Here is a 23901-nt window from a genome sequence, read left to right on the forward strand (position 1 = left end):
AGGGGCCGTCTTATGGGGACGGCCCCTCATTTTGTTTAATTTACACGCGGTGTTTGCGATTCATAATATCCTTAACGGTGTCCGTGATCCCCTGCTCAAAGGGGGTTGCCGGAATCGGCCCTACCAGACTCTCATACTTCTTACCGCTAAGAACAAGCGGCTTCTCGGTCAAATACAGCATTTCTACAATTTCCTTGAACACGGGTACGAACAATCCGAGGATAGACAGTGAGACTCTGCCCAGAGCAATGACAGGCTTCTTCTGTCCGGTGGCCCGCTGGGCAATCTCCACAATTTTACGTCCTGAAATCACTCCACCCCCCGGAATGTGCCAGTTCTGGCCGTAGGCTTCCTCCCGTTCAGCGAGCTCTACTATCATTTTTGCCGCGTCAGGCAGATAGACATACTCCCTTGGAATACGCATATTTCCAATGAATGCCGCAGGCTTCCCGGCAGCAATCGCCTCCAGGGTGCCGCCTAAATAAGAAGCCTCGTTCGCGGTCGGCCCATAATAGTCCGGCAGCCTGACGATCATCCCCTTTGCCTGGTTCCAACGCGGATCAAAGAACATCTTCTCGAATGCAAGCTTGGTTTTCCCTTTCCGGGTGTGGGGACGCTTGGGATGATTCTCATCAATAGGGTGATCCGTCGTCCTTCTTCCATAGGGATATATTCCATCCACCGCAACAACTTTAATCTTGAGCTGGTTAGCTGCCCCCATAACTGCCTCCCCCATAGGGAGAAGCTGTGTCGTCATTTGGTTATACGGGATGGATGCCGCATGAAAGATCACATCAGCCCCCTTGGCTGCCCGAATAATGCTTGCGGAATCAAACACGTTCCCCTCAGCCATAGAGAGAAGCGCCGGGTTCCCCAATTCCTCCGCCATTGCCCGAAGCTTAGGGAGTGACCTTCCGAAGATCACCGTCTCGACCCCCCGCTTAATTAGTTCCGCTGTAATCACTTTTCCTGTTCCTCCAGTAGCTCCTAGAACAACCGCCTTCTTTAACATAAAAACCTCTCCTTTATCATTAGTTTGTATTTATCAAATTGTTTATAATTGATTGATCAATAACAGATTCAGCAAACACGTTTCAACCGCACAGTCATCGCTGCTCCCTCTTAATCGTAATGAAAAGCACATGATGCTTTAAGCATGAGTGAACTAGACTGACAGACCAGATAAATAGGTAGATGGTTGCCTTGTGGTTGCTTTGTAGTTGCTTTGTAGTGCCTTGTAGTTGCCTTGTTGACTGCTTGTTTGGTTGCTTTGTTTGTTCGCTGCTTTGTTGATCGCTTGATTGGTTTCTTGTTACTAGAAAGAGATTTGTTATTGATTGATCGATCACAAATTGAAATAAGCCATACAGGCTTACTTATCCATAGCTATAAGCTCAGGTAAGGATAAGGACATGGAGATATTACACAGCATTCCCCTAGCGAGGAATAACAGGGTTCGCTCCTCAGGGCGATCCAGATCGGCCTGCTTAAAGGCGTTAAGAACCATCTCCCGCACATCTGAAAATCCTTTTCGCATAACCTGCGCCACGACCTCCTCTTGAATGGTCTGTGCCTGCATTTGCAGCAATATTTCACTCTTGTTCGATTCCATGATCTGCGTGTAAGTCTCAATCAGTTCCTTCTCCAACTGCTCCCGGCTTGCTCTGCCAATCACATTACGGAAGGCATCAAGGATGCGGGTCCATGAGACCTCAAGCGCTTCGACCAGAAGAGCCTCCTTGGTCGCGAAGAATCGAAACACATAGGGCTGCGATATTTGGGCTCGCTGAGCCACCTGGGCTGTCGTTGCCCGGTAATATCCAACCTCGGCAAATACTTCAATGGCTGCAGAAACGATATCGTTCTTACGATTGGCTGAGGCGGCTGAATTTCTGGGCATAATCCTTCTCCTTTGCTTCATTTTACAGATTTTACTTTGTGATTGATCAATCACTAATTACAATGTACATCACTTCCACTTTTATTTCAACTCCTTATTTGAAAAATTACGTTTATAGAAGTTGAATTAAAGAAAAATCAGAGCCTAGGCAAAAAGGTGAGATGATTCTAGAGAAGTGCAGCGTTCGCCTTTGTGAACAGATCTCACCTGTATTGAACTTGTTAAATCAAAAAATCCGTGAACAGCAGTAATCAGATGAGCCATTCACCCGGATGCCTTCATCCATACAATCATGTGTTCAACTGATTTAAAACCATAAAAGCCCGGATTATACCGGGCTTCTCGCGGCCTACAATTGTCACATCTTCAATTTCTTGATGTTAATGATATACATATTTTTCAGCGGGTAGCTTCCCCCGGAATATTTCCGCGCACCGGATTCGAAGTTCGTATACAGCTGGCTGCCGAAGAGGGCAATTCCTTCAGACATCGGCGGCATCGTCAGGGAGCTGGTCTTCTTGCCCCAGGCTCCCCGGGTATAGATCAGCAGCTGGCTGGAATTGTTGCGTCCACAGGATTGGCTGTAGATCGCCCGGTCCTTCGTGATAGCCATGCCCTGGATGCGATCAGGAGTCACCCATGAGAAGGAAGCCTTCGGCTTCGCATCCAGTTCATCCTTGCTGTTCAGTCTGTAAGCGTACACACGTCCCTTAGGGCCGGCATCACACATTTTTTTGCCAATATCTTCACCGTCCATGTATTCCCCTACCCACAAAAATCCTTCGGCATAGGTCGCATAGGAGGCCTTGTGGCTTAAGACATAACGTTTCATAACCACATTGCTGTAATCCTTCTTGCTGGACAATGTGCTTAGCGGAATCTTGTAGACACTTTTCCCCGAAGCGATCCACAGATTGCTCTTGCTCACGGCAAGTCCCCCGGCGTGCCCCGTATGCTTCTTCGTGCTCGATTCATAGAGATACAGGGTTTTAATCCGCTTCTTGGTTGTTGTGCTTGTAATGGCGATAGATGTGGCCGTGCCTCCACTTCCACCCCAGTAATGTGACGTAATAACCCAATTCTTGCCGGGTACAACCGCAAGCCCTTGGGGTACCCACTCTTTATTCCCGGACAATCCCGGGATAACTGGCCCCTGCACAGACACCTTCTTGAAGGAGCTGTATTTGTCAGCGGCGTCCACGGCACCAGGCTTCCAGCCTCCAAGCACCCCCAATATCAGGACCACACCTAACAAGCTAGCCACACTTTGTCTTATCCATTTCTTAGTTGTCAACAAGTCCTCTCCCCTTTCATTACTATATTTAAGCGGAAGAGGAGCCGTTTAAACAGCACATAAGGAACTATGTTTGCAAGGAACTGTGTGTAAGGACTACAGAAACAAAAGGCTTGGGGCAGACTCATGTAACGGTACTCTTATCATGCAAGAAGCCCTTAGTTTAATCCAACTAAACTAACATGGCTTAAAGCTGCATCACTTCGCTTGAACAGCCTCCAATCCAAGGGCCAGCGCCCCAGCCAAGCCTGCCTTACTGCCCAATCCAGGCGGCACAATATAAGTATCGATCTGCTTGAGGATTGTGTCTGAGCTTACATAACCGTTCAGATTACGCTGGACTTCGCTTCGGATCATCTTGAACAGATGTGCCTGCTGCATAACGCCCCCGCCCAGAATGACCTTCTTCGGTGAGAGCATCAGAATGGTGCTTGTCACAGCTTGTGCGATATAGTAGGCCTCCATCTCCCAGGCAGGATGGCCTTCTGGCAGCTCATGGCCTTTGACCTTCCAGCGCGCTTCCAATGCCGGTCCAGCCGCCATTCCCTCCAAGCAATCTCCATGGAATGGGCAATGTCCCCCAAAAGTATCCTTAGGGTGCCGTCTTACCAGGACATGTCCTCCTTCCGGATGGACCAATCCATGCACCAGCCTGCCTTCAGCATATACGCCAACCCCTACGCCAGTGCCGATCGTATAGTAGACGCAGCTGTCAAGGCCCTTGGCGGCCCCCCACTTCGCCTCAGCTAAAGCTGCCGCATTCACATCCGTGTCCCAGCCATAGGGAACAGCAAACTCCCGCTTGAGTCTCCCGATAAAATCATAATTTGCCCAGCCCGGCTTCGGGGTTGTTGTAACATATCCATAAGTTGAGCTGGCCGGATCAATATCAATCGGCCCGAAGGAACCGACCCCTATCGCCTCCACCTGCTTGTCTTGAAAATAAGAGATCGCCTGCTCCAGAGTCTCCTCCGGGTGCCTAGTCGGGAAACTTACGCTATCTTCAATAATGCCTTCTTCACTGCCGACTCCGCATACAAATTTTGTGCCGCCGGCTTCAATTGCTCCTATACGCATCCTATCTGCCTCCTCTTTGAACTCTTCCATCTATTGTACTAGCTCCCGCTCCTTCTATACAAAGAACGAATAGAAACAGACTGCCCTATCAGGCAGTCTATCCCCTTCCTTACTCTGCTGCTATTAGCTCCGGAAAGACAGCGTGCTGACCTCAAGTGTGTGAAGCTGAAGGCTGTCATCTGCGGCAAACAATCCGAGTCCTTGCGCCTCCGCGTCCGGGAAGACCAGATCCGTGATCACGGCCTGACCGCCACCGGCGAATACCTCAACGGAGGAACGGTCCACATAAATCAGGATGTCCAGCCGGTCATTCACAGGATCAACCTTAGCGGTATGGCGGCCTGCAAAATCCTCGTGAAATTTGGACTGGCCCGACCGGGTCCGATCCACATACAGTCCACCCAGTTCGGGGTCATACCCGACGAGGGTCATCTGTTCAGCTGAAGAACGCACTTTGAAACCCCACTCTTCCTTGGCTTCAATCTCCGCTGAGATCACATAGCTTTCCAGTTGAAGCTCGGACAATGCAGCCTGCGCCTCGCGGACCGAAGCCTGCTGAAGAGAAACGACCGGGCTCAGGAACTGCTTCAGTTCACGGATTGGCCGCTGAACAAGGGTAACCTTCCCCACTCTTGTTTCCAGTGCAAGTTCCCTGACCAGCGTCATCGCACCTCTCCAGTTCTCCAGTGGCGTAATGTTCGCATATCTCCAGTTGCTCATCCAGCCGATGAAGAGACGACGGCCATCCTCATGCGGAATATCGGACCAGCAGACTCCCGCATAATTATCCCTGCCTTGATCCAGCCACCGGATTTCAGCAGAGTCCTCGTCCGCAATGAATGTTCTGCCATCGAATTCCCCCGTAAAGTACTGGGTGCGTGAGCCTTCGCGGATTCCATCCTCATTGCCGATGCTCACGAGCATAACCCACTTCGTCCGGGATGGTTCACCATCCACGGCCAGAGGGAACAAGTCCGGACATTCCCAGACCCCATCGTGATAACCGATGCCTTGACCGAATTCACTCACAAAGGTCCAGTCCTTCAAGTTCGGAGAGTTGTACAGGCATACCGTCTGTCCGCAGGCCAGGATCATTACCCATTGCTCAGATGGCTCATGCCAGAACACTTTAGGGTCGCGGAAATCCGGGTATCTCTCATCGGCCAGAACTGGATTCCCGGCATACTTGGTCCACGTTCTTCCCGAATCCGTGCTGTAGGCCAGACTCTGGCGCTGCCGAGCCTGATCCGTACCCGGTATCACATCATGATGGGTGAAGATAGCCACAAGTCCAGGCTTGCCGCCGAACAGGCCGGAGGTATCCTTCCAGTCCACGACCGCGCTACCGGAGAAGATCATCCCGTGTTCATCCGGCGCAAGTGCGACAGGCTGCTCTTCCCAGGTGACCAAATCCCGGCTGATTGCATGTCCCCAGTGCATCGGGCCCCAGGTCGTTCCCTGGGGGTAATGCTGAAAGAACAAATGGTATTCTCCTTCGAAATAGACCATGCCATTCGGGTCATTCATCCAGCCCTTCTGCGGAGAGAAGTGATAGGCCGGCCGGTAATTTTCTGTCGTACTTATGTTCATTAAATTGCACCTCTTGGGAAGTTTAGTTTATTTCTTGCTTCTGTCATACCCGGATTGCTTGATTTGCAGCCATTCCTTGAGGCCTAGACGATCCAGCTCCTTCAGGTATTCCGGCCACTCCTCTTCCACCTTGCCGTTCTGATACCATTCCGTCCGCTTTCTCAGCACATAAGCGAACATGTCGGTCTCAATTGTCGTTAGACGGTCAAGCTCATCAAGGGAATGGAACACTTTAGGCATGTTGTTCTCGGCCTGCATGTGGGGAACCATAACCTTCTTAAGAATATCAAGTCTCCATGCGGCGTCATCCGGCTTCGTGGTGACCTTGCCGTAATACTCATCCAGGATGGCCAGCGGTCCGCCAATGCTGGTCTTCTGCCGGACTTCAACAGGAGCCGAGCCCTTCAGCGGAAGATGCTTCAGCATGTTCTTGGATTTATCGAATTCAAAAATGTTCTGCTGTTTGGTGTCGCCATAAGTTCCCCAGTTATCCTGGACCGATTGCAGCGGATCATAGAGCTGATCCACCCATTTGGCCGTTGCTTCAAGCTGCTTGTTAGCGCTCGTGATCACCATTTTGCCCCGGTCAAAGCCCATCCCATTCGTTCTGGCCACATTCACATGCCCATCAGGACCTGCAAGAGGTGGCATCACATCATACTTGTCATTCATGCCCGTAATGTTGGACTTATCCCAGGTGAAATAAAGACCATAACGGTTGTCCTTGCCTTTAGCCAAATAAGTATTCCAGTCCTGCTGGGACGATTCAATATCAATCAGGCCATTCTGATAGAGGTCATGGATGTATTTCACCGCTTCTTTGTAACCATTCTCCGCCGGGGTAAATACGACCTTGCCTTCATTCGTCACAACCGCATGGTCGCCATTCTCGCCGAGTCCGAAGGAGCCGTACAAGAAAGCCAAGTCTTCTCCGCCCGGCTTGTCGATGAACGACAGCGGGATCTCATCCGCCTTCCCGTTCCCATTCGGGTCCTTCGTCTTGAAGGCAATCAGGACCTGCTTCAGCTCCTCTGTGGTGGTTGGCATTTTCAGCCCCAGCTTCTTCAGCCACTCCACATTAATCCATGGAAGATCGTCCACCGCCTGAATCGCTTCCTTCCCTGTTCCAAGCTCCTCAATCCACGGGAAGGAATAAATATGTCCGTCTGGGGCTGTAATCAGCGATTTATATTCGGGTGCCTCCTGAAGCACCTTCTTCAGATTCGGCATATACTTCTCAATCAAATCTTCAAGCGGGATAATCACACCGTCCTTGCCCAGCTTGAGAAGGTCATAATCCGTGTATCCGGCATCAAACACCGCATCCGGCAGATCACCGCTGGCGATCGCCAAATTTCTTTTCTCTATAAATACATCATTCGTATAGTTCTTCCAGTTAATATGGACACCGGTCTTCTCTTCCAGACGCTTGTTAATCAGCTTCTCATTCGGGTCTGCCGGAGCGAGCGCCGAGCTCTGCGTCAGGAAATTCAGCGTGACCTTGCCATTATTCGCACCGGATGCTCCTCCTCCTTCCCCTGTCGAAGTACCGCTGCCGCTGCAGCCGGACAAGAGCAGCAGAGATGCAAGAACGGATACGGATACGGTTTTTACATTTTTCATACTAATGACCTCCATGTATATAAGGTAAAAGACTCTTAAAGCCATAAACCTAGACCACCCATTATTTCAATGAACCCACCATGACACCTTTCTCGAAATATTTCTGGAAGAATGGGTACATCACCAGCAGCGGGAGGCTTGAGATTACAATAGACGAATACTTGATCATTTCAGAGAGACGCTTCAGCTCCGCCATGGCTAATTGATCGCCAATCATGCCTGAAGCGGCCTGATTCTGAATCAAGATCGATCTAAGCACCAGCTGCAGCGGGTGCAGATTCGGGTTATCCAAATAAATCATGGCATCAAAGTAAGAATTCCATTGGGCTACGAAGGCATATAAAGCGATTACGAAAATAATCGGTTTGGACAGCGGAAGCACGATTTTGAAAAAAATCAGCATATCCGTAGCCCCGTCCACGTTTGCCGCCTCCTTCAGCTCTTTGGGCACTCCCTGAAAGAAGGTTCTTGCCAGGATGATATCCCATACATTCACTGCCGCAGGGACCAGAATCGCCCATACGGTGTTCAGCATGCCCAGGTTCTTAACGAGCAGGTAAGTAGGAACAAGCCCTCCCCCGAAGAACATCGTAATTACGAACAGGGTCATGAAGAACTTCCGGCCAACCATCTCCTTCACGGACAGGGCGTAACCCGCACAGACAGAGACCGTTACAGTAATGAGCGCAAAGCATACCGAATAGAATACCGCGTTGCCAAACCCCCGGAGCATTGCCGGGTTGGTCAGGATCATTTTGTAGCCCTCCACACTCCAGTCAGACACATGAAAAGAGATTCCTTTATTCAGGAGCACGGTTGGATTCATAAAAGATGCAAGGACTACGTATACCAGGGGCACCACGATGATCAGCACAGCCAGACAAAGCAGAATATAATTAATGGCTATAATGACGCGGTCAAGCCGCGAGTGCTTGATAAGCATAAGACAGCTCCTTCCTTAATAAAGTCCCTCTCCTTCATTAAGTCTCTTGACAATGAAGTTGACGGTGACGAGCAGGATGACATTGATCACGGAGTTGAACAGGCCAACCGCCGCGGAATAAGCATAGTTGCCGGACTGCAAACCTATTTTGTATACATAGGTAGGCAGGATTTCAGAGGTCGGCAGATTCAGGGAAGTCTGCATAAGATAAGCCTTCTCGAATCCGATGGACATGATGCCGCCTGCCGCCAGGATGAAGACGATGGCCATGATCGGCTTGATCGTCGGCAGGTCAATATGGCGGATACGCTGCAGAAGGTTGGCCCCATCCAGGCTGGCCGCGTTGTGCAGCTCCGGGTCCACGTTGGCCAGAGCGGCCACGTAGATAATGGAAGCCCAGCCCGCCCCCTGCCAAATGCCGGACAGAATATACACCCACCTGAAGTATTCAGGTTCTGTCATGAACATAACGGGCTTGCCGGTAATTGAAGTGATCAAATGATTGATCGGTCCGGTTGGAGACAGGAACACGAACAGCATCCCCACAATGACAACAACCGATATGAAATTCGGCGCATACAGGATAAGCTGCACGTTCTTCTTGACGGCTGATTTGCGCAGTTGATTAAGCATTAAAGCTAGAATTATAGGTACCGGAAATCCAAGAACAAGCCCGTACAAGCTGAGCTTCAGCGTATTCAGCAGGAGCTGTTCAAAGTTGGGAGCGCTCAGGAACTTCTCGAAGTATTTGAACCCCACCCAGTCGCTTCCCATAATCCCCTTGATCGGGCTGAAATCCTTAAACGCGATAATGGCCCCATACATCGGGACATACTTGAAGATCAGTGTAAGAATTAATGCCGGAGCCAGCAGCACATACAAGAAGTAATTCTTCCTTATGAAATCCAGCTTGTGGTGAATCGCCCTCCCCTTCTTCCTCTCCGGTCTAACTGTTCTTTTCTCAACTTCTACTGTGTTTTGCAATCCCCCTGCCTCCCATCTTCATCTAGAAGTTTACATTTGCATAAAAAGAAAGGGTTTTCATTTCGTTCTGCTTTTACAATTTACCAAATAAAGCGGCAATTCGTCAATACATTTTGTAAAATATTATTTTAACATTTGACCAAGATATTTTGTTCATAAATCGATTAGTGTTTAAATTTCTATAGTTAAATCTCTAAATTATTTAGAAATCACCTTGATTTATAATATATTCAGAACATTTTCCTGTACATAAGGGGGAATCAATCAACCCACAAAAGTAAACATTTGTAAACTAAGATCATACTTTTGCGAAAATGCTGTTATTGTCATTATAATTTGTGCATTTGTAACATTTTGATTGCTATTTGAACTGAACTATAATACATTTAGCTTAGACCTCGTTATTAGTAAAGGTGGAAATCATAACTATGGGAAAAGAAAAGGTAACCATTCAACATATTGCGGATTCGCTCGGGATCTCCCGCAACACCGCATCCAAAGCACTTAATGGCAGCGACAGCATCCCTGCCGAAACCCGAAATAAAGTAATCAGAAAGGCCATAGAGCTGAAGTATAAGCAGTTTGCTTATGTGGAGTCGGACAACCTTCTTCCGAAGAATCCTGGCAACATCGCTCTCTTCACCTGCAATCTGCCGAACAGCTCTCACTTCGGTTCCTTCCTGATCAGCGGGCTGGAGAAAAGAATAAGCTCGGAAGGATACAACTTGTCCATCCACATCATCCGGGAGACAGAGCTCAGCACCCAATCGCTGCCTAACAATTTCGAGACCTCCAAGGTAGACGGGATTATCTGTATTGAAATGTTCGACAAAGCTTACAGTGAGCTTGTGACCAGCCTGGGGCTTCCAACGATCTTCATCGACTGTTCTTCGGATGTCTTATACCCGGAGCTCAAAGCAGACCTGCTGCTTATGGAGAACGAGCACAGCACCTACTATATCACACGCAAACTGATCGACAGCGGTCTAACCCGGATAGGCTTCGCTGGCGATTACGACCACTGCAAGAGCTTTAATGAGAGATGGGCAGGCTATCAGAGGGCATTAACGGAATCCGGGCTGCAGCCTGAATTGTCATCTTGTATTGTGGGGGAAGACCGGTTATTCTCGGACAGCTGGGTAGCCGGTCAGATTGAACACATGAATACCATGCCGGACGCATTTATATGTGCGAATGATTTCATTGCGGTTCAAGTGATGAAGGCTCTAAAGAGTAGAGGCGTACAAATTCCCGATGAGGTTCGGATCTGCGGGTTCGATGACGCACCAGAGTCACGGATTGTGGAGCCGCATCTTTCCACGGTGCATATCTACAACAATGAAATGGGTGTCACGGCTGCCGAGATGCTGTTATCCCGGGTGAAGAATCCGGCCCAGCCTTACCAAATCATTCATGTGCGGACAGAGCCGATATTCCGCGAATCCACAGGCAGCCTGATTGCCCGATAGATTACGGTGCATATAAGCACAATCAACCTGCAAGCATAAATAAAAGACACCCTTAAGGTGCCTTTTATTTGCATATAACAAAGCGCTTTCCCGCCGGTACATAATTGATTGGCGCCTGCTGGGTAGTTACAAGGTCAACGGGATCTCCTTCACACCCCTGACCACCATCCCCGGGCGCCATTCCAGCTCATCCAGGTCCGCATTCAGCTTCAGATCAGGATAGCGGCGCAGCAGGCTGCCGATCGCAATTTCACCCTCAAGCCGGGCCAGCGGCGCTCCGAGGCACAGATGCACCCCTTTGCCAAAGGCGAGATGCGGGCTTTTCTCCCGGGTAATATCGAATTCATCCGCATGCTCAAATTGCCGCGGATCATGGTTAGCTGAATTTAGCGCAATAATGACCAGCTCGCCCTTCTTAAAGCTCTTCCCGCCGAATTCGAAATCCTCACTCGCCCAGCGTGAGGTGCTGAATTCGACCGGGCCATTAAATCGCAGAGACTCCTCTATGGCAGTATGAATCAGCTCTGGCTGGTTAACCAGCAGCTTCAGCTGGTCCGGATGCTCAAGCAGGGACAGGATGCTGTTCCCGATTAAATTCACCGTGGTCTCATGCCCGGCAATAATCAGCAGTGTAACTACGCCGTACAGCTCCTGCTCCGTCAGCTTGTCACCCTCTTCCTCGGCAGCAATGAGCTGACTGATCAGATCCTCACCCGGCTCCTCCCGGAGACGGCCGAACATCTCCCTCAAATATAAGATAAATTCATCCATATGCCGCTGCATCTCACTTGCGTACTCACCGCTTGAGCCTTCTATCAAGGTGGTTGACCACACCCGGAACTTGTCGCGGTCTTGGGTGGGAATCCCCAGCATTTCACATATCACGATAATGGGTAGAGGAAAAGCAAATTCATCGATTAGATTCACATGGTCCTTACCCTTCCAAGCGTCCAGAAGCTCATCTGTAATCTCTTGAATGCGTCCACGCATTCCCTCAATCATAGCTGGAGTGAACGATTTCTGCACCAGCCCCCGCAATCTCTTATGATCCGGGGGATCAGAGAACAGCATATTGGTGGTAAAGACTCTCTGATGCTGCCCGGGATTACCTGTTATTTTGCCATAATCCTTGACCAGCCTCGGGTCCTTAAATGCCAGAACCGCATCTTCATACCTTGTAATCATCCAGCCCGTTCTCCCATCCGGGAACGCACACCGGTACACAGGGTCCATATCCCTAAGCTTTGTGTAAAGCGGATAAGGATTCTTCGTAAAAGATTTGCTAAATAGATTCGTAAATAGAGAACTGTCCACGGCATCATGTGAATTCAACGTTCATTCTCCTTTCGAAATCCTTGGATGGCCAGATCTGGACGTTTTCCAGCACCTGGTATTTCAAGTATAGCGGCCGGGAGTAAGAGGATGCAAAAAACTGCCCAGATATGCCCTAAATCCTCCGTCTTGATCATAAGCAATTGCTCTATTGGAACTACCAGCACTCTATATTAGCGCTCTTTCTCCTACAATCTGTAACTTTCCAGCAATCTATCCCGTCGTTATATACAAATACTGTAAATAGGAGTGTGTTAAAATGAGTTGGATAAAAAAATTCACTGCCATTCTTGCAGCCGCCACGCTAGTCACAACCCTTTCCATACATCCTGCTGAAGCCAAGAGCGCTTCGTCCTCAATCCCCAGCACCCCCGTAGTTCTCAAAATGAATGATTACTATGTAGCCTACACGTATCCAAAGGCCCCCTATATAGACAAGCAGAACCGGCTGATTGTGCCTTTAAGATCGGTCAGCGACCTGTTGGGAGCTGAGGTGTCCTACGATAACATAACCAAGACCGCCACAGTCAAGCAGGGACAGGATAAGGTCGAAATCACCATTGGCAGCAAGAAAGCGCTAGTCAACGGACAGCCGGTCATGATGGATACCGTGGCTGTGCTGGAGCAGGGCTCCGCGCTGGTACCAGCGCGCATTCTGCTGGATACCTTCGGCTACAAGGCCGCTTCGGTGAACAATGTCATCACCCTGAAGGATGAGCGGCTCCTGGGGAGCGAGAAATTCAAAATCACGCTCGATGACGACAGGGAAGGGATTAGAAGAACCTCCGATTCTGACGCATTCAAGCCGCTTCATATTTCCTTTTCTTCCGCAGTGAAGAACAATATCACGAACTTCAGCTACTCGGTATCGGCCAAAAATATAACCGGAAAATCCATTTCTGCAGGCCATGAGGATCTGCACTCCATTCTGATGTTCAAAGGGGTTACCGTTACAAGCGACTCCGACAACGAAGTGAAGGGAAGAAGAACCCGGCCTGCTGTCAAGAAGGACGCGGTTATTACAAGCAAGCTGAACAACCTCGCGGGAATGGGTCAGAACCTTGTCCCTCTTGAATATATTCTAATCGCAGGAAGAACCCTGAACTAAGTGCAGCTTCTGTCCAAAGAGCGCACGCAAAGACAGGAATTCGTAGAGCCCTGATGTTAAGATCAGCTACAAAGGAGGTGATGCGGTGTGGATTGGCTGAATCGGATGAACCGTGCCATTGATATGATGGAGAAGAGGATGGAAGCCCCTTTTGATATTGGGGAAATCGCCAGAGCCGCATACTGTTCAGCTTTTCATTTCCAACGCATGTTCCATATGCTGACCGGGATGACTGTTGCGGAGTATACACGAAAAAGAAGATTGACCTTGGCCGCGCAGGAGTTAGCGATCTCCGGTTCCAGGGTGGTCGATATTGCACTAAAGTTCGGTTATGAATCTCCGGAATCCTTCTCCAAAGCGTTCCGGAAGCTTCATGGCATTTCCCCCTCTGAAGCGCGTAGTCCTGGAGCCAGTCTCAAGGCCTTCCCCCGCATCTCCTTCCACTTATCATTGAAGGGAGATCAGGGAATGGAATACCGTATTGTGGAAAAACCCGAATTTAGCATTATAGGAAAGTTGGTTCAAGTCACAACCAAAAACGGAGAGAATTATCGGATTGTCCCGAAATTGTGGGACACCTGGAACGCCGACGGTACCTCCGACAAGCTGCTTGCATTAGGGAAGGACAAGGACCTGCTCGGAGTCTGCCTTGATATGGAGCACCAGAAGGAACAGTTCAATTATATGATTGCTGTGGAAGCCAGCGCTGACACCCCGGTAGACAATGAATTTACGATAAGAACAATCCCCGCCTCTACCTGGGCAGTGTTCACTTCAGTTGGTTCGCTGCCTAATGCCATTCAAGACGTGCTGGGTCAGATCTTTCAGGACTGGTTCCCATCCACTGGTTATGAACACAGTGGCGGTCCCGAAATTGAGGTCTATCCTATAGGCGATATCAGATCAGATAGCTACCGTTGTGAGGTATGGATTCCTATTATCAAGAAATAATTGACAGGCCGGTCCCGGGAGGGGCCGGTCTTATTTGTCGGGTTCCAAGCTGCGATCCCCTTGATGCCAGAACTTCGGAGACCAATGTCAGGGAATGGAATGACTGGATGACAATTGTATATTAACTCCCGGCGCAGTAAATGTTAATTCAATACGAATGCACGGGATACTGGGTAGAGCCTGCCAAAGTTTCAGAAAGATGCCATGCATCCAACCTTCAGCCAAGGTGAAAAATCGCCGGCATTATGCTACAATACTTGAATTGTAATAGCTTAGGGAGGGTATTTGAATCACCATGCTCATAATAGGTATCGCCGGCGGCACCGGTTCAGGAAAATCCACGGTTGCCCGCTCTGTCATAGACCGCCTCGGATCAGGCAAAGTCACTTTTATATCTCAGGATAATTACTATAAGGACCATTCGTATCTGAGCATGCCTGAACGCGAAGCGATCAATTATGATCATCCGTTCGCCTTCGATAACGAGCTGCTTATCGAACATCTTGTTCTTCTCAAGAGTGGGCAATCGGCTAATGCCCCCGTTTACGATTTCACGGTTCACGCCCGCTCCATCACCGAAACGGTTGAGCTCAAGCCCAACAACATCGTCATTCTGGAGGGCCTGCATGTTCTCTCTGATGAGAAGCTGCGCGACCAGCTCGACATTAAGGTCTTTGTTGATACCGACCCCGATGTTCGCATCCTGCGGCGGGTTCTTCGGGATATTGAAGAACGGGGCAGAACGATTCAATCCATCCACCAGCAGTATCTGGCTACCGTGAAGCCGATGCACGAAGCATTCATCGAACCTTCCAAAAAATACGCCGATCTGATTATCCCCGAAGGCGGACAGAACGAAGTCGGCATTCAGCTTCTATCAGTCTTAACCGAGAAATACCTCACCGGAGATCGGACCTGGGGGGACGCTTAGGGCTGGTTGGACAAGCTTGACGCAGTCCGTATAGCTTCAAGTCAGAAAGGACGTCCACAAGGGTGTCCTTTTTTGGAACTATATTTTATTATGGTGAAGATCTAGCCTGAGCAGGGGGAGCTCACGATGAACATAGAGCCGGATGATTCAAAACAGGTTGTCCTGCAGGTTGGGGCAGCGTTAAAAAAGCTTCGGAAGGAAAGGCAGCTGAGTCTTGAAGATTTATCAGAGCTATCGGGTGTGAGCAGGCTTACACTCGGAAATATAGAACGCGGAGAAACCAATCCAACCATCGGCATGTTGTGGAAGATTTCGAGAAGTCTCTCGATCCCGCTGATGGCACTCTTCTCAAGTGAAAACGGGGTGAATCTCTCCCGTGCCGGAAAGGGGCTTAGAATTCCCGGTGAGGGCGCCAAGTGGGTGATTGAACCGATATATCAAAATGGAAATCATGAGATGGAGATGTACCGGTTCTATCTTCAGCCGAACAGCTCATACTATCCAGAGACCCATCACCATAATACTACGGAGTTTGTAACCGTGATGTCCGGTTCTATATCCATTCAAGTGAATAACGAGTCATACACCTTAAACCAATATGATTCTATCAGCTTTCCTGCAGATGGCACCCATTCCTATATTAATCCCACCCATGAGGTTGTTGTTCTTCATATTATCCTGAAATACGGGCAATAACACCCCGTCCTAAATCTCATGATTTACATACCACCTCTATCCAGCCATATGGATAGGGGTTATTTACATTTACAGATAAATCCATAGACAAGCCCCGGTTTGTATAGTATATTTTTCTTTATGTTAATTTATGTATATCATAATATACATCAGAATATTATGCACTACTCCTATTAATGTGCGGTTAGGATGGAGGGAACAGCCTTGGAATCAACCGATCAAATAATTAACAATCCAGAAGCACCGTTAACTCAAGGCCTTCGTAAATCAGTTGGTTGGATCATGATTGTAGGGATCATTTTTGTAGCAACTAATTTAAGGGCTCCCTTAACCTCGGTCGGCCCGTTAGCAGGCCTTATAAGGGACAGCCTGCATATCTCCAATACATTAGCAGGTCTAATCACCACGCTTCCTCTGCTCGCTTTTGCGCTTTTCTCGCCTTTTGTGCCTAGATTGGGACGAAGATGGGGAATGGAACGGATGATTTTAATTTCTGTCACCTTCCTTACTTTGGGCATTATGATTCGCTGGCTGCCGGGTGCCCCCGCTTTATATGCCGGTACGGCTGTGCTCGGCTTGGCTATTTCTGTCTGCAATGTGCTGCTGCCCGCTTTTATCAAACGGGAATTCCCCACAAAAATTGGCTTAATGACCGGTGTGTATTCCATTTCCATGAATCTGTTTGGAGCCATTGCTTCAGGCATCAGTGTACCTGTCGCCGTGAGATTAGGTCTAGGATGGCCAACCTCATTAGGCATTTGGGGTGTTCTAAGCTTGGCATCTATAATGGTCTGGTTCCCTCAATTGAAGCGCCGGGGCATCCCAGCGGGAGCCGCTCCCCTTCAAGCGGATAACCAGGATGTAAGCCTGTGGCGCTCCCCGCTTGCCTGGCAGGTAACCTTGTTTATGGGCCTGCAGTCCACAGTGTTCTATGTGCTGATTGCATGGCTTCCCGAGATTTTAAAGCTGCAGGGAGTAAGCTCTGATCAATCGGGCTGGCTGCTCTCTATCATGCAGTTGTCACTGCTTCCGTTCACCTTCGTTGTTCCCGTCCTCGCGGGCCGTATGTCCAGTCAACGTCCACTGGTGATCATAATGTCGATCCTGCTCCTGATGGGTACCCTAGGATTAGTCTATGGAAGTTCAAATCTTATTGTCTTGTGGATCATCTTACTGGGTATCGGTGGAGGATTTGCATTCAGTCTAGCCATGATGTTCTTTGGTCTGCGTACCCGGAATGCACATCAAGCCGCAGAACTATCCGGTATGGCCCAATCCTTCGGCTACCTGCTCGCCGCTGCGGGTCCAACCATCTTCGGGTATTTACACGATGCAACCCAGAGCTGGAAGATTCCGCTTCTCATCCTGGTGGGCGCATCGGTACTGCTCTTGATCGTGGGTCTGGGTGCGTCCAGAGACCGGTATATAGACTCTGGCAAGTAACCCTTCTTCCGAATCCGTCACAATTAGATCTGCAGCCAGGACCAACTCTATATGCCTCACAACCCGCTGTGCAAAAAGAGCCGCATTCCATAGCTGAATGCGGCTCTTCCTTTATGCTTGTCCTTCTTCTTCGGCTGTTTGCTCTGCCTTGGTCTCCTTGACCTTGAACTGGTCCGCGTACGACTTCAGGCTGTCTGATAGACCAGCCAACCGGCTTGAAACTGCGGACAGCTCCTCTGCTGCCTTCTTCTGCTCTTCGGCACTGGCTGCTACCTCTTCCGTCATCGCGGAGGTCTCCTCCGTAGCCGAAGCAATGAAGCTGAGGTGCTGTTCAACCTCCTGGCGAATCGCATGCATGTCGGCTGTCCGGTTCGCCAGACGCTGAGCCAGCTCCTGAACCTCCGCCGAGATACGGCTGACCTGGCCGAACACTTCCAGACATCCTGCAATTTGCTGCTCCTGCTCCTGAACAGAGGCCAGATTCTCATCAAAGTGTTCACTCATCCGGTTCGTCTCATTCACGAAGGACTCCAGAATAGTATCGATCTCCTGGATGGATTCTTCAGATTGACGGGCCAGCTGACCCATTTCCCCGGCCACCACGGCAAAGCCCTTTCCAGCTTCTCCCGCCCTGGCTGCTTCAATCGAGGCATTCAAGGACAGGATCTGGGTCATCTTTAAAATATTATGGATCTGCCCGCTAATAGACGAAGCCAGCTGAGACTGATCTGTCAGCGACTTGGACATCAGACGCAGCTCGCCGACACGGCCGGCATTCTCCCGGCCTTTTTCAAGCAGAAGCTCGTGCTCCCTTGTGACCTGAGTCTGTACTTCAGATAGCCTTTCTGAAGTATGGGCAAATTGGTGGACGTATGTTCCAACCTCATCCATGATTTGTCCCAGGCTTTCCGAGCGCTTCACAGATAGTTCTGTTTCTTCTGCCTGCTTCATCGACCCAATGGCAATCTCTTCGATAGCCCGTGACAGCTCCTCCGTCTGGCGCTGATTGCCAAGAGCGGTCTGAGCGATATTGGACGAGGATTCCTGCAGAGTTCCCGCCCCTTGCTGAATGCCCAGAACAATTCTGGTCAGCTGGGATACCATCCGGTTAATCAGTACACTGACATCGCCGAGTTGATCCCTTGTGTATCGTCTGGACACCACGTTCAGATTGCCATTAGCCACCTGGTCCAGGCTCAGCTTAATATCACGGACCTGTCTGAGAATTCCGTACAGTACAACTAGCATGACCCCTATGGATACCGCCAACACGACTCCAAAGACAGGGATAACCGTCCGGTAAGAGCTGGCCAGCGTATCCGAGGTCACTTCACTTACCGCTTTAGCAGAAATATCAATGCCGAGATAACCGACAATCGTTCCGCTCGGGTCCTTGATTGGAGAGAAAGATGACAGCAGCTCTCCCCATGCAGGGTCATTCACCAACCCTGTGGTAACGACTTCACCCTTAAGAAGTCCGTCCTCCACCTTTTTATCCGAAAACACCATATCATCGCCATAAGCGCTGTATTCTTTATCATCCCAGCCTGCTCCGTCCACCGTATACATCCAGCCTTTGGAGGTCCGGTTGAACATGTACACATACAAGGCGCCGGATTGCAGACGCACTGTGTTAATCTCATTTCGCAGGCTTTTATAGTCGCTGCTTTGTTCTGAAGGACTTGCGTACAGTCTCTCGATGACATCGGATTGCTTGCCAAGATGGCCTGCCGTATTCACGACCAACTGCTGATTATTATGCTGCATCGTGGACAAAGAGGCGTTCTCACTTGATGTCTTGGTTGTCCATACGACCAGCCCCCCAATGACCAGCAGAGGAATCAGCATAATGGCATACAGCTTCAGCCTGAGATCGACTTTAAGTTCTCTTGTAGTTTTCAACATCCATCCCCCCCTTTTGAAGTACTTAATATTTATCGAAATTAAAGGGGATGAAATGAAGAGCTTTCAGCGGTTTTACTGAAAGTTTCATAATTTGGAAAAAAGGAGAGAGTTATTGAAGAGTATATGGTCTAACTAGAGATATTTACCCCCGAATATGACTCATGGAGGAAGTATGAATGACATAAGTTGAGATATACATCATGGTCAAGCAGATTCGTAACCCGAGAACCAAGATATGAGGGGGATGATGTGTGTTGTTAAAAGGCTCAAAGGCACTTATGATGTTAGCTCTAGTGATGGTTTTGATTCTGAGTGCTTGCAGCGGAACGAAGGACACCCCAGCAGCCGCGGATAAGCCTGGGGAAACGAAAGCGGAACCGCCGAAGGATGAGCCGGTTACACTCCGTGTGTTCTCTACCTTTGGGGGAACGGATGCGGGACGAGCGGCTTTCCAGAAAGTCCTTGATCATTTTACAGCCAAACATCCTAACGTAACGATCGATAACGATGTCATGTCGGCGAACGATAATGGATTCCGCACCAAAGTGAACACGGATATGAACAGCGGCAATGAGCCTGATCTGCTGTTTTATTTTGTAGGGGCGGATGCCGAAGGGTTCGTGAAAGCCGGCAAGGTCATCCCGATGAACGAGCTGCTGGATGCCGATGCGGACTGGAAGAACGGCTTTAAGCCGGATGCGCTAAAGCTGGTGCAGCAAAAAGACGGCAATATTTATGCCATTCCATTAACCGGGTTTTATGAAGGGCTGTTCGTGAACAAAGCCATCTTCGAGAAGCATAAGCTCGAGCTTCCAACCGATTGGGCTAAGCTCAAAACCGCCGTTAAAACGCTGGCCTCCAAGGGAATTACCCCTATATCCGCGCCGTTTGACCAGTCCCATTATCTTATTGAGAATTGCATTCTCAGCGCTGCAGGACCGGATGGGCATCACAAAGGACTTCTCAGCGGCATAGATCCAAATTGGGGGAAAGGACTGGCCGGTCTAAAAGAGCTTTATGACTTGGGAGCGTTTCCAAAGGATGCGGCAACGATTGACTTGAACATGGCTATGAATTATTACTCCGAAGGCCTCAGCGCTATGATCATCGAAGGCTCTTGGGCGATTAACAGCATGTCTGAACAGGTCCGCAATACAACCACCGTTCTCCCATTCCCGGCCATTACCGGCGGTGTCGGAAGCGGCAAAGACATTATTGGCGGTTTCAGTACAGGGTTCTATATGGCGAAAAAAACCTATGAGGATACGAAGAAGAAGGACGCGGCCGTTGCGCTGCTCAAGCATCTCACTTCCCCGGAGAGCATCAAGATCATTGCTGAATCCAACGGCGGTACACCGGCAGCCAATGTTGAGGTGACCGGCCTTCCTCAGGTGGCACTGGATGGATTCAAAATGGCAGCGGATGCGCCAACGATTAACGCACCGATTGATACACAGGTCAGCCAGGAGACCTTCACCACCATCCGTGAGAACATTCAGCCGGTATTAAAGGGCACAAAGACACCAGAGCAGGCACTGGAAGAAGCGAAGAAGGTCGAAGAGAACAATAAGAAATAAGCTTGCTTCGCGCCGCTCATAAGGTCCTTACGGGCGGCGTGATCATCTTCAATCCGCAAGTAAAATAAAGATCAAAGGTGATTGAATGAAGGGTGACAAGAAGTATATCTTTTTATTTTTGCTGCCTGCGGCGATCATGATGACCACGTTCGTGTACTACCCTTTCTTTAAAAGCTTTTACCTCAGCTTCTTCCGTACGACAGGCTTCTTTGACAAGAAATATGTGGGGTTAGATAACTACGAGCGGCTGTTCAGCGATGGCTTGCTTGGAGCCGCAACCCTGCACACCCTTGAAATTATGCTGTACGTGATTATTTTTCAAGTTGGCCTTGCCCTGGTTCTGGCCGTTATGGTCGACAGCATTAGATGGGGTAAAACCTTTTTCCGCACCGTGTTCTTCTTCCCGATCGTGATCTCGGGTGCAGCGATTTCGCTCCTGTTTGTGTTAATTTACAACTTTCAATTTGGCCTGCTGAACGGAGCTCTCGAAAGTCTTGGATTCGACAAGGCGTTATGGCTCAGCGAGAACAGCGCCCTTAAATCGGTCGCAATCCCGACCGTCTGGCATTATGTGGGGTTCTACTTTATTTTGTTCCTGACGGCCATGTCGAAAATCCCTTCTGATTTCTATGAAGCGGCCAAGCTGGAGGGGATAACCGGGATTAAGAAGACCCTGTATCTTACGATTCCGCTGATTCTCAGCGATATTAAAGTCGTCTTAACCCTGGCCATAACCGGCACGCTAAAGGTGTTCGACTTTGTCTGGATTCTAACAAGAGGCCAGAATCAAACCGAGGTGCTTGGAACTTACATGTACAAGAAGGCTTTGATTGATTTGAACTTCGGCTATGGCTCGACGATTGCCGTGTATATCGTTGCATTCGGTGTCATCTTGTCCATTGTGACCAACCGCTTGCTGAAGAAGGAAGAAATCACTTATTAAGCTTGTTATAGGGGTGTAAGGAATGCAGCAAATCCAATCGGTTATATCTAGAAGGCGGGCGACCCCCAGCACACGATTCAATGGGGGGACAATCTTTACTTATATTTGTTTGTTCTTATGGTCGCTCACAACCATCTATCCATTATTTTGGCTCGTAAACAATTCATTCAAGCTATCGAGAGATGTGATGAACAACTCCTTCACTATCGCAATTTCTCCGGTTCTCACGAACTATACGACGGCTTTTGACCGGATTAATATTGGGAAAAGTTATGTGAACAGCTTAATCATGTCGGTCAGCACGGTGCTGCTTGTCTTGATCATGGGAGGCCTTGCCGCCTATGTGATCGCCAGATTCCGCTTCCGCGGCAGATCTGTGCTCTACTCCATCCTGGTCGCCACGCTCCTGATCCCCTCCTTCTCCACAGTCGTCCCTGTATACGAACTTCTCATCAAATGGGGCATTGTGAACACGTACTGGGGGCTTATCCTGCCGCATACCGCGTCAAATCTCACTTTTGCAATACTGGTCATTTCCGGTTATATGGCAACGATACCGAAGGATCTGGAGGATGCTGCATTTATGGATGGGTGCAATCGCCTGAACATGTTCTCGCGTGTATTCCTGCCAATCTCCAGGCCCGTATTTGCCTCTGCAAGTATTTTCGTATTCCTGTGGGCATATAATGACCTGTTCTCGGCGCTGATCTTTGTCAACAAGGATAGCGTGCGTCCTATTGTAGCTCTCCTTAGCGAAATTAGCTCACAGTATGGGACCGACTTTGGCCTTATGGCCAGCGCGGTATCAATCACCATTATTCCGATCCTTGTCGTCTATCTGTTCATTCAGCGGTATATTGAGAAAGGGCTAACCGAGGGTGCCATTAAGGGATAATGACACTCAGCAAGGTTCGTGGCTGACAGATTAGCTGTAATAGGTGCAGCTGATTGTGAAGAACACTGGCAATTAACTCGTTTACAAAGCTGGCTAGTTTCATAAAAAGCCCCCTGGGAGGGGGCTTCTGAACACTCTATTATAAAGCTCTCTAAATTTTTAGCTTTCTCATATTAATCAAATACACATTCTTAAGCGGATAGGGACCACCCGCATATTTATGAGCCGCTGACTCGAAGCTCGTATACAGCCAGCTTCCTGAGAAAGCAATGCCCTCAGCCATCGGCGGCAGCTTCGCTGTGCCGATCAGCTTGGAAGGGGCAGCCTTCGAATACACGAGCAGCTTGCTCGGAACATCCCTGCCGCACGATTGGCTGTACACAATCTGGCTGCCGTTTACAGCGACGCCCTGAATCCGGTCGGGTGTAGACCGGCTGTAAGCAGGCACGGGCTTGGAGGACAGGTCATCGGAAGCATTCAGCTTATAACCGAAGATTCGCCCTTTTGGGCCGGAAGCACAGGTTGTTCTCCCGTTGTCCTTACCGTCCATATACTCTCCCACCCAGAGTACTCCACCCTCATAAGTGGCATAGGATGCCTTATGCTTCACTTCATATCCTGTCATGAACACCCAGCTGAAGTCCCTGCGGTCCATAAGAACACTTAAGGGAAGCTTATAGATTGTATAACCCGACACAATCCATAAATGCTCACGGCTCACCGCAACGCCTCCCACATTCCCGGTATGCGGCCGCAGAAACGACTCATACAAATAGAGGGTTTTGACCCGTTTATGTGTTTTCGTGTTCGTGATAACAATGCCTGAAGGCTGGTTAACCGTCTCCTTGCCTAAGTAGTGGGAGGTGATCATCCAATCCTTACCCGGAACAAGTGCCAGTCCCTGCGGCACCCATTCCCTGCCCTGCCCGATTCCCGGGATCAGCGGCCCCTTCACTGAGGCGGCCTGGAAATTGCTGATCTTGTCTGCCCCCTCTGCCCTGCCCATACTCACTTCTATGAACATACTGCAAGCCACCATGATAACCATCCATCCCGCAAGCATCCGCTTCATACAACTCTTCACTGTCAAGCTCCTCTCCCTTTTCACCACGGATATATCCAGCCCACGGAACCGTTAACAAGACAATAACCAGACCCTTTCCCAACCAAACAGGTAGTTTTAGGAAGCAAATAGGGAGGGCGATAATCGTGCGGCAAAAGAAAAAGACACCCGCCATGA

20 protein-coding genes are annotated in these 23901 nt (G+C 49.4%); 9 read left to right on the top strand and 11 right to left on the bottom strand.

The window, feature by feature from the left end; genetic code table 11:
• Positions 1 to 40: 40 nt before the first annotated feature.
• The 8 genes from KJS63_RS22795 to KJS63_RS22830 all read right to left on the bottom strand — a co-directional run bounded on the left by KJS63_RS22795 (position 41) and on the right by KJS63_RS22830 (position 9348).
• Positions 41 to 1012, bottom strand: coding sequence for an NAD-dependent epimerase/dehydratase family protein (locus KJS63_RS22795; protein ID WP_213621212.1), 972 nt, complete (start codon positions 1010 to 1012; stop codon positions 41 to 43).
• A gap of 360 nt (positions 1013 to 1372) precedes the next feature.
• Positions 1373 to 1900 (bottom strand): TetR/AcrR family transcriptional regulator, encoded by a 528-nt coding sequence (locus tag KJS63_RS22800; protein ID WP_213621213.1) that lies wholly within the window; start codon positions 1898 to 1900, stop codon positions 1373 to 1375.
• 358 nt (positions 1901 to 2258) lie between these two features.
• Complete coding sequence (locus KJS63_RS22805; RefSeq protein WP_213621214.1) at positions 2259 to 3194, bottom strand: hypothetical protein; 936 nt, start codon at positions 3192 to 3194, stop codon at positions 2259 to 2261.
• A gap of 198 nt (positions 3195 to 3392) precedes the next feature.
• The gene (locus tag KJS63_RS22810; protein ID WP_213621215.1) at positions 3393 to 4271 is read right to left on the bottom strand and encodes an ROK family protein; all 879 of its coding nucleotides are present in this window, start codon (positions 4269 to 4271) and stop codon (positions 3393 to 3395) included.
• A gap of 123 nt (positions 4272 to 4394) precedes the next feature.
• On the bottom strand, positions 4395 to 5861 hold the full coding sequence (locus KJS63_RS22815; protein ID WP_213621216.1) for a glycoside hydrolase family 32 protein: 1467 nt from the start codon (positions 5859 to 5861) through the stop codon (positions 4395 to 4397).
• 27 nt (positions 5862 to 5888) lie between these two features.
• A complete protein-coding gene (locus KJS63_RS22820; RefSeq protein WP_213621217.1) occupies positions 5889 to 7484 on the bottom strand; it encodes an ABC transporter substrate-binding protein in 1596 nt (531 codons plus the stop codon).
• 61 nt (positions 7485 to 7545) lie between these two features.
• Positions 7546 to 8427, bottom strand: coding sequence for a carbohydrate ABC transporter permease (locus tag KJS63_RS22825; RefSeq protein WP_068613317.1), 882 nt, complete (start codon positions 8425 to 8427; stop codon positions 7546 to 7548).
• Between the two features lie 15 nt (positions 8428 to 8442).
• A complete protein-coding gene (locus KJS63_RS22830) occupies positions 8443 to 9348 on the bottom strand; it encodes an ABC transporter permease (RefSeq protein WP_244862750.1) in 906 nt (301 codons plus the stop codon).
• Positions 9349 to 9839: 491 nt separating this feature from the next.
• Between KJS63_RS22830 and KJS63_RS22835 the strand changes: the two genes are divergently transcribed.
• Complete coding sequence (locus KJS63_RS22835) at positions 9840 to 10880, top strand: LacI family DNA-binding transcriptional regulator (protein ID WP_213621219.1); 1041 nt, start codon at positions 9840 to 9842, stop codon at positions 10878 to 10880.
• A 126-nt stretch (positions 10881 to 11006) separates the two neighbouring features.
• Here the strand turns inward: KJS63_RS22835 and KJS63_RS22840 are convergent, their stop codons facing one another.
• A complete protein-coding gene (locus tag KJS63_RS22840) occupies positions 11007 to 12212 on the bottom strand; it encodes a cytochrome P450 family protein (protein ID WP_244862742.1) in 1206 nt (401 codons plus the stop codon).
• Positions 12213 to 12471: 259 nt separating this feature from the next.
• Between KJS63_RS22840 and KJS63_RS22845 the strand changes: the two genes are divergently transcribed.
• From KJS63_RS22845 to KJS63_RS22865, 5 genes are all read left to right on the top strand, one after another.
• Entirely contained in the window at positions 12472 to 13320 is an 849-nt protein-coding gene (locus KJS63_RS22845; RefSeq protein WP_213621220.1) for a stalk domain-containing protein, read from the top strand.
• 87 nt (positions 13321 to 13407) lie between these two features.
• Complete coding sequence (locus tag KJS63_RS22850; protein WP_213621221.1) at positions 13408 to 14271, top strand: AraC family transcriptional regulator; 864 nt, start codon at positions 13408 to 13410, stop codon at positions 14269 to 14271.
• A 295-nt stretch (positions 14272 to 14566) separates the two neighbouring features.
• Positions 14567 to 15202: a uridine kinase gene (gene udk, locus KJS63_RS22855; protein WP_213621222.1), complete on the top strand. Its 636-nt coding sequence runs from the start codon at positions 14567 to 14569 to the stop codon at positions 15200 to 15202.
• Positions 15203 to 15328: 126 nt separating this feature from the next.
• Positions 15329 to 15898 carry a helix-turn-helix domain-containing protein gene (locus KJS63_RS22860; RefSeq protein WP_213621223.1) on the top strand — a complete coding sequence of 190 codons (570 nt, stop codon included), beginning with the start codon at positions 15329 to 15331 and terminating at the stop codon, positions 15896 to 15898.
• Between the two features lie 204 nt (positions 15899 to 16102).
• Positions 16103 to 17341 (top strand): CynX/NimT family MFS transporter, encoded by a 1239-nt coding sequence (locus KJS63_RS22865; protein ID WP_244862743.1) that lies wholly within the window; start codon positions 16103 to 16105, stop codon positions 17339 to 17341.
• Between the two features lie 111 nt (positions 17342 to 17452).
• On the opposite strand, the gene KJS63_RS22870 is transcribed toward KJS63_RS22865, so the two are convergent.
• Entirely contained in the window at positions 17453 to 19246 is a 1794-nt protein-coding gene (locus KJS63_RS22870) for a methyl-accepting chemotaxis protein (RefSeq protein ID WP_244862744.1), read from the bottom strand.
• Between the two features lie 254 nt (positions 19247 to 19500).
• Here KJS63_RS22870 and KJS63_RS22875 point away from each other — a divergent pair, with 254 nt between their 5' ends.
• The 3 genes from KJS63_RS22875 (at position 19501) to KJS63_RS22885 (ending at position 22661) form a co-directional block, all read left to right on the top strand.
• Positions 19501 to 20823 carry an ABC transporter substrate-binding protein gene (locus KJS63_RS22875; protein ID WP_244862745.1) on the top strand — a complete coding sequence of 441 codons (1323 nt, stop codon included), beginning with the start codon at positions 19501 to 19503 and terminating at the stop codon, positions 20821 to 20823.
• A gap of 85 nt (positions 20824 to 20908) precedes the next feature.
• Positions 20909 to 21766, top strand: a complete 858-nt coding sequence (locus tag KJS63_RS22880) for a carbohydrate ABC transporter permease (protein WP_213621225.1) — start codon at positions 20909 to 20911, stop codon at positions 21764 to 21766.
• Between the two features lie 22 nt (positions 21767 to 21788).
• Positions 21789 to 22661, top strand: a complete 873-nt coding sequence (locus KJS63_RS22885) for a carbohydrate ABC transporter permease (protein ID WP_213621226.1) — start codon at positions 21789 to 21791, stop codon at positions 22659 to 22661.
• Positions 22662 to 22812: 151 nt separating this feature from the next.
• Here the strand turns inward: KJS63_RS22885 and KJS63_RS22890 are convergent, their stop codons facing one another.
• Positions 22813 to 23745 carry a hypothetical protein gene (locus KJS63_RS22890; protein ID WP_213621227.1) on the bottom strand — a complete coding sequence of 311 codons (933 nt, stop codon included), beginning with the start codon at positions 23743 to 23745 and terminating at the stop codon, positions 22813 to 22815.
• Between the last annotated feature and the right edge of the window lie 156 nt (positions 23746 to 23901).

It is taken from the genome of Paenibacillus sp. J22TS3, from assembly GCF_018403205.1.
Lineage (GTDB): Bacteria > Bacillota > Bacilli > Paenibacillales > Paenibacillaceae > Fontibacillus > Fontibacillus tuaregi.

Coding starts and splice junctions, on each gene's coding strand:
- KJS63_RS22825 (WP_068613317.1), bottom strand. CDS start 8,427: ATGCTTATCAAGCACTCGCGGCTTGACCGCGTCATTATAGCCATTAAT.
- KJS63_RS22885 (WP_213621226.1), top strand. CDS start 21,789: ATGCAGCAAATCCAATCGGTTATATCTAGAAGGCGGGCGACCCCCAGC.
- KJS63_RS22835 (WP_213621219.1), top strand. CDS start 9,840: ATGGGAAAAGAAAAGGTAACCATTCAACATATTGCGGATTCGCTCGGG.
- KJS63_RS22820 (WP_213621217.1), bottom strand. CDS start 7,484: ATGAAAAATGTAAAAACCGTATCCGTATCCGTTCTTGCATCTCTGCTG.
- KJS63_RS22810 (WP_213621215.1), bottom strand. CDS start 4,271: ATGCGTATAGGAGCAATTGAAGCCGGCGGCACAAAATTTGTATGCGGA.
- udk (WP_213621222.1), top strand. CDS start 14,567: ATGCTCATAATAGGTATCGCCGGCGGCACCGGTTCAGGAAAATCCACG.
- KJS63_RS22860 (WP_213621223.1), top strand. CDS start 15,329: ATGAACATAGAGCCGGATGATTCAAAACAGGTTGTCCTGCAGGTTGGG.
- KJS63_RS22845 (WP_213621220.1), top strand. CDS start 12,472: ATGAGTTGGATAAAAAAATTCACTGCCATTCTTGCAGCCGCCACGCTA.
- KJS63_RS22795 (WP_213621212.1), bottom strand. CDS start 1,012: ATGTTAAAGAAGGCGGTTGTTCTAGGAGCTACTGGAGGAACAGGAAAA.
- KJS63_RS22880 (WP_213621225.1), top strand. CDS start 20,909: ATGAAGGGTGACAAGAAGTATATCTTTTTATTTTTGCTGCCTGCGGCG.
- KJS63_RS22800 (WP_213621213.1), bottom strand. CDS start 1,900: ATGCCCAGAAATTCAGCCGCCTCAGCCAATCGTAAGAACGATATCGTT.
- KJS63_RS22870 (WP_244862744.1), bottom strand. CDS start 19,246: ATGTTGAAAACTACAAGAGAACTTAAAGTCGATCTCAGGCTGAAGCTG.
- KJS63_RS22815 (WP_213621216.1), bottom strand. CDS start 5,861: ATGAACATAAGTACGACAGAAAATTACCGGCCGGCCTATCACTTCTCT.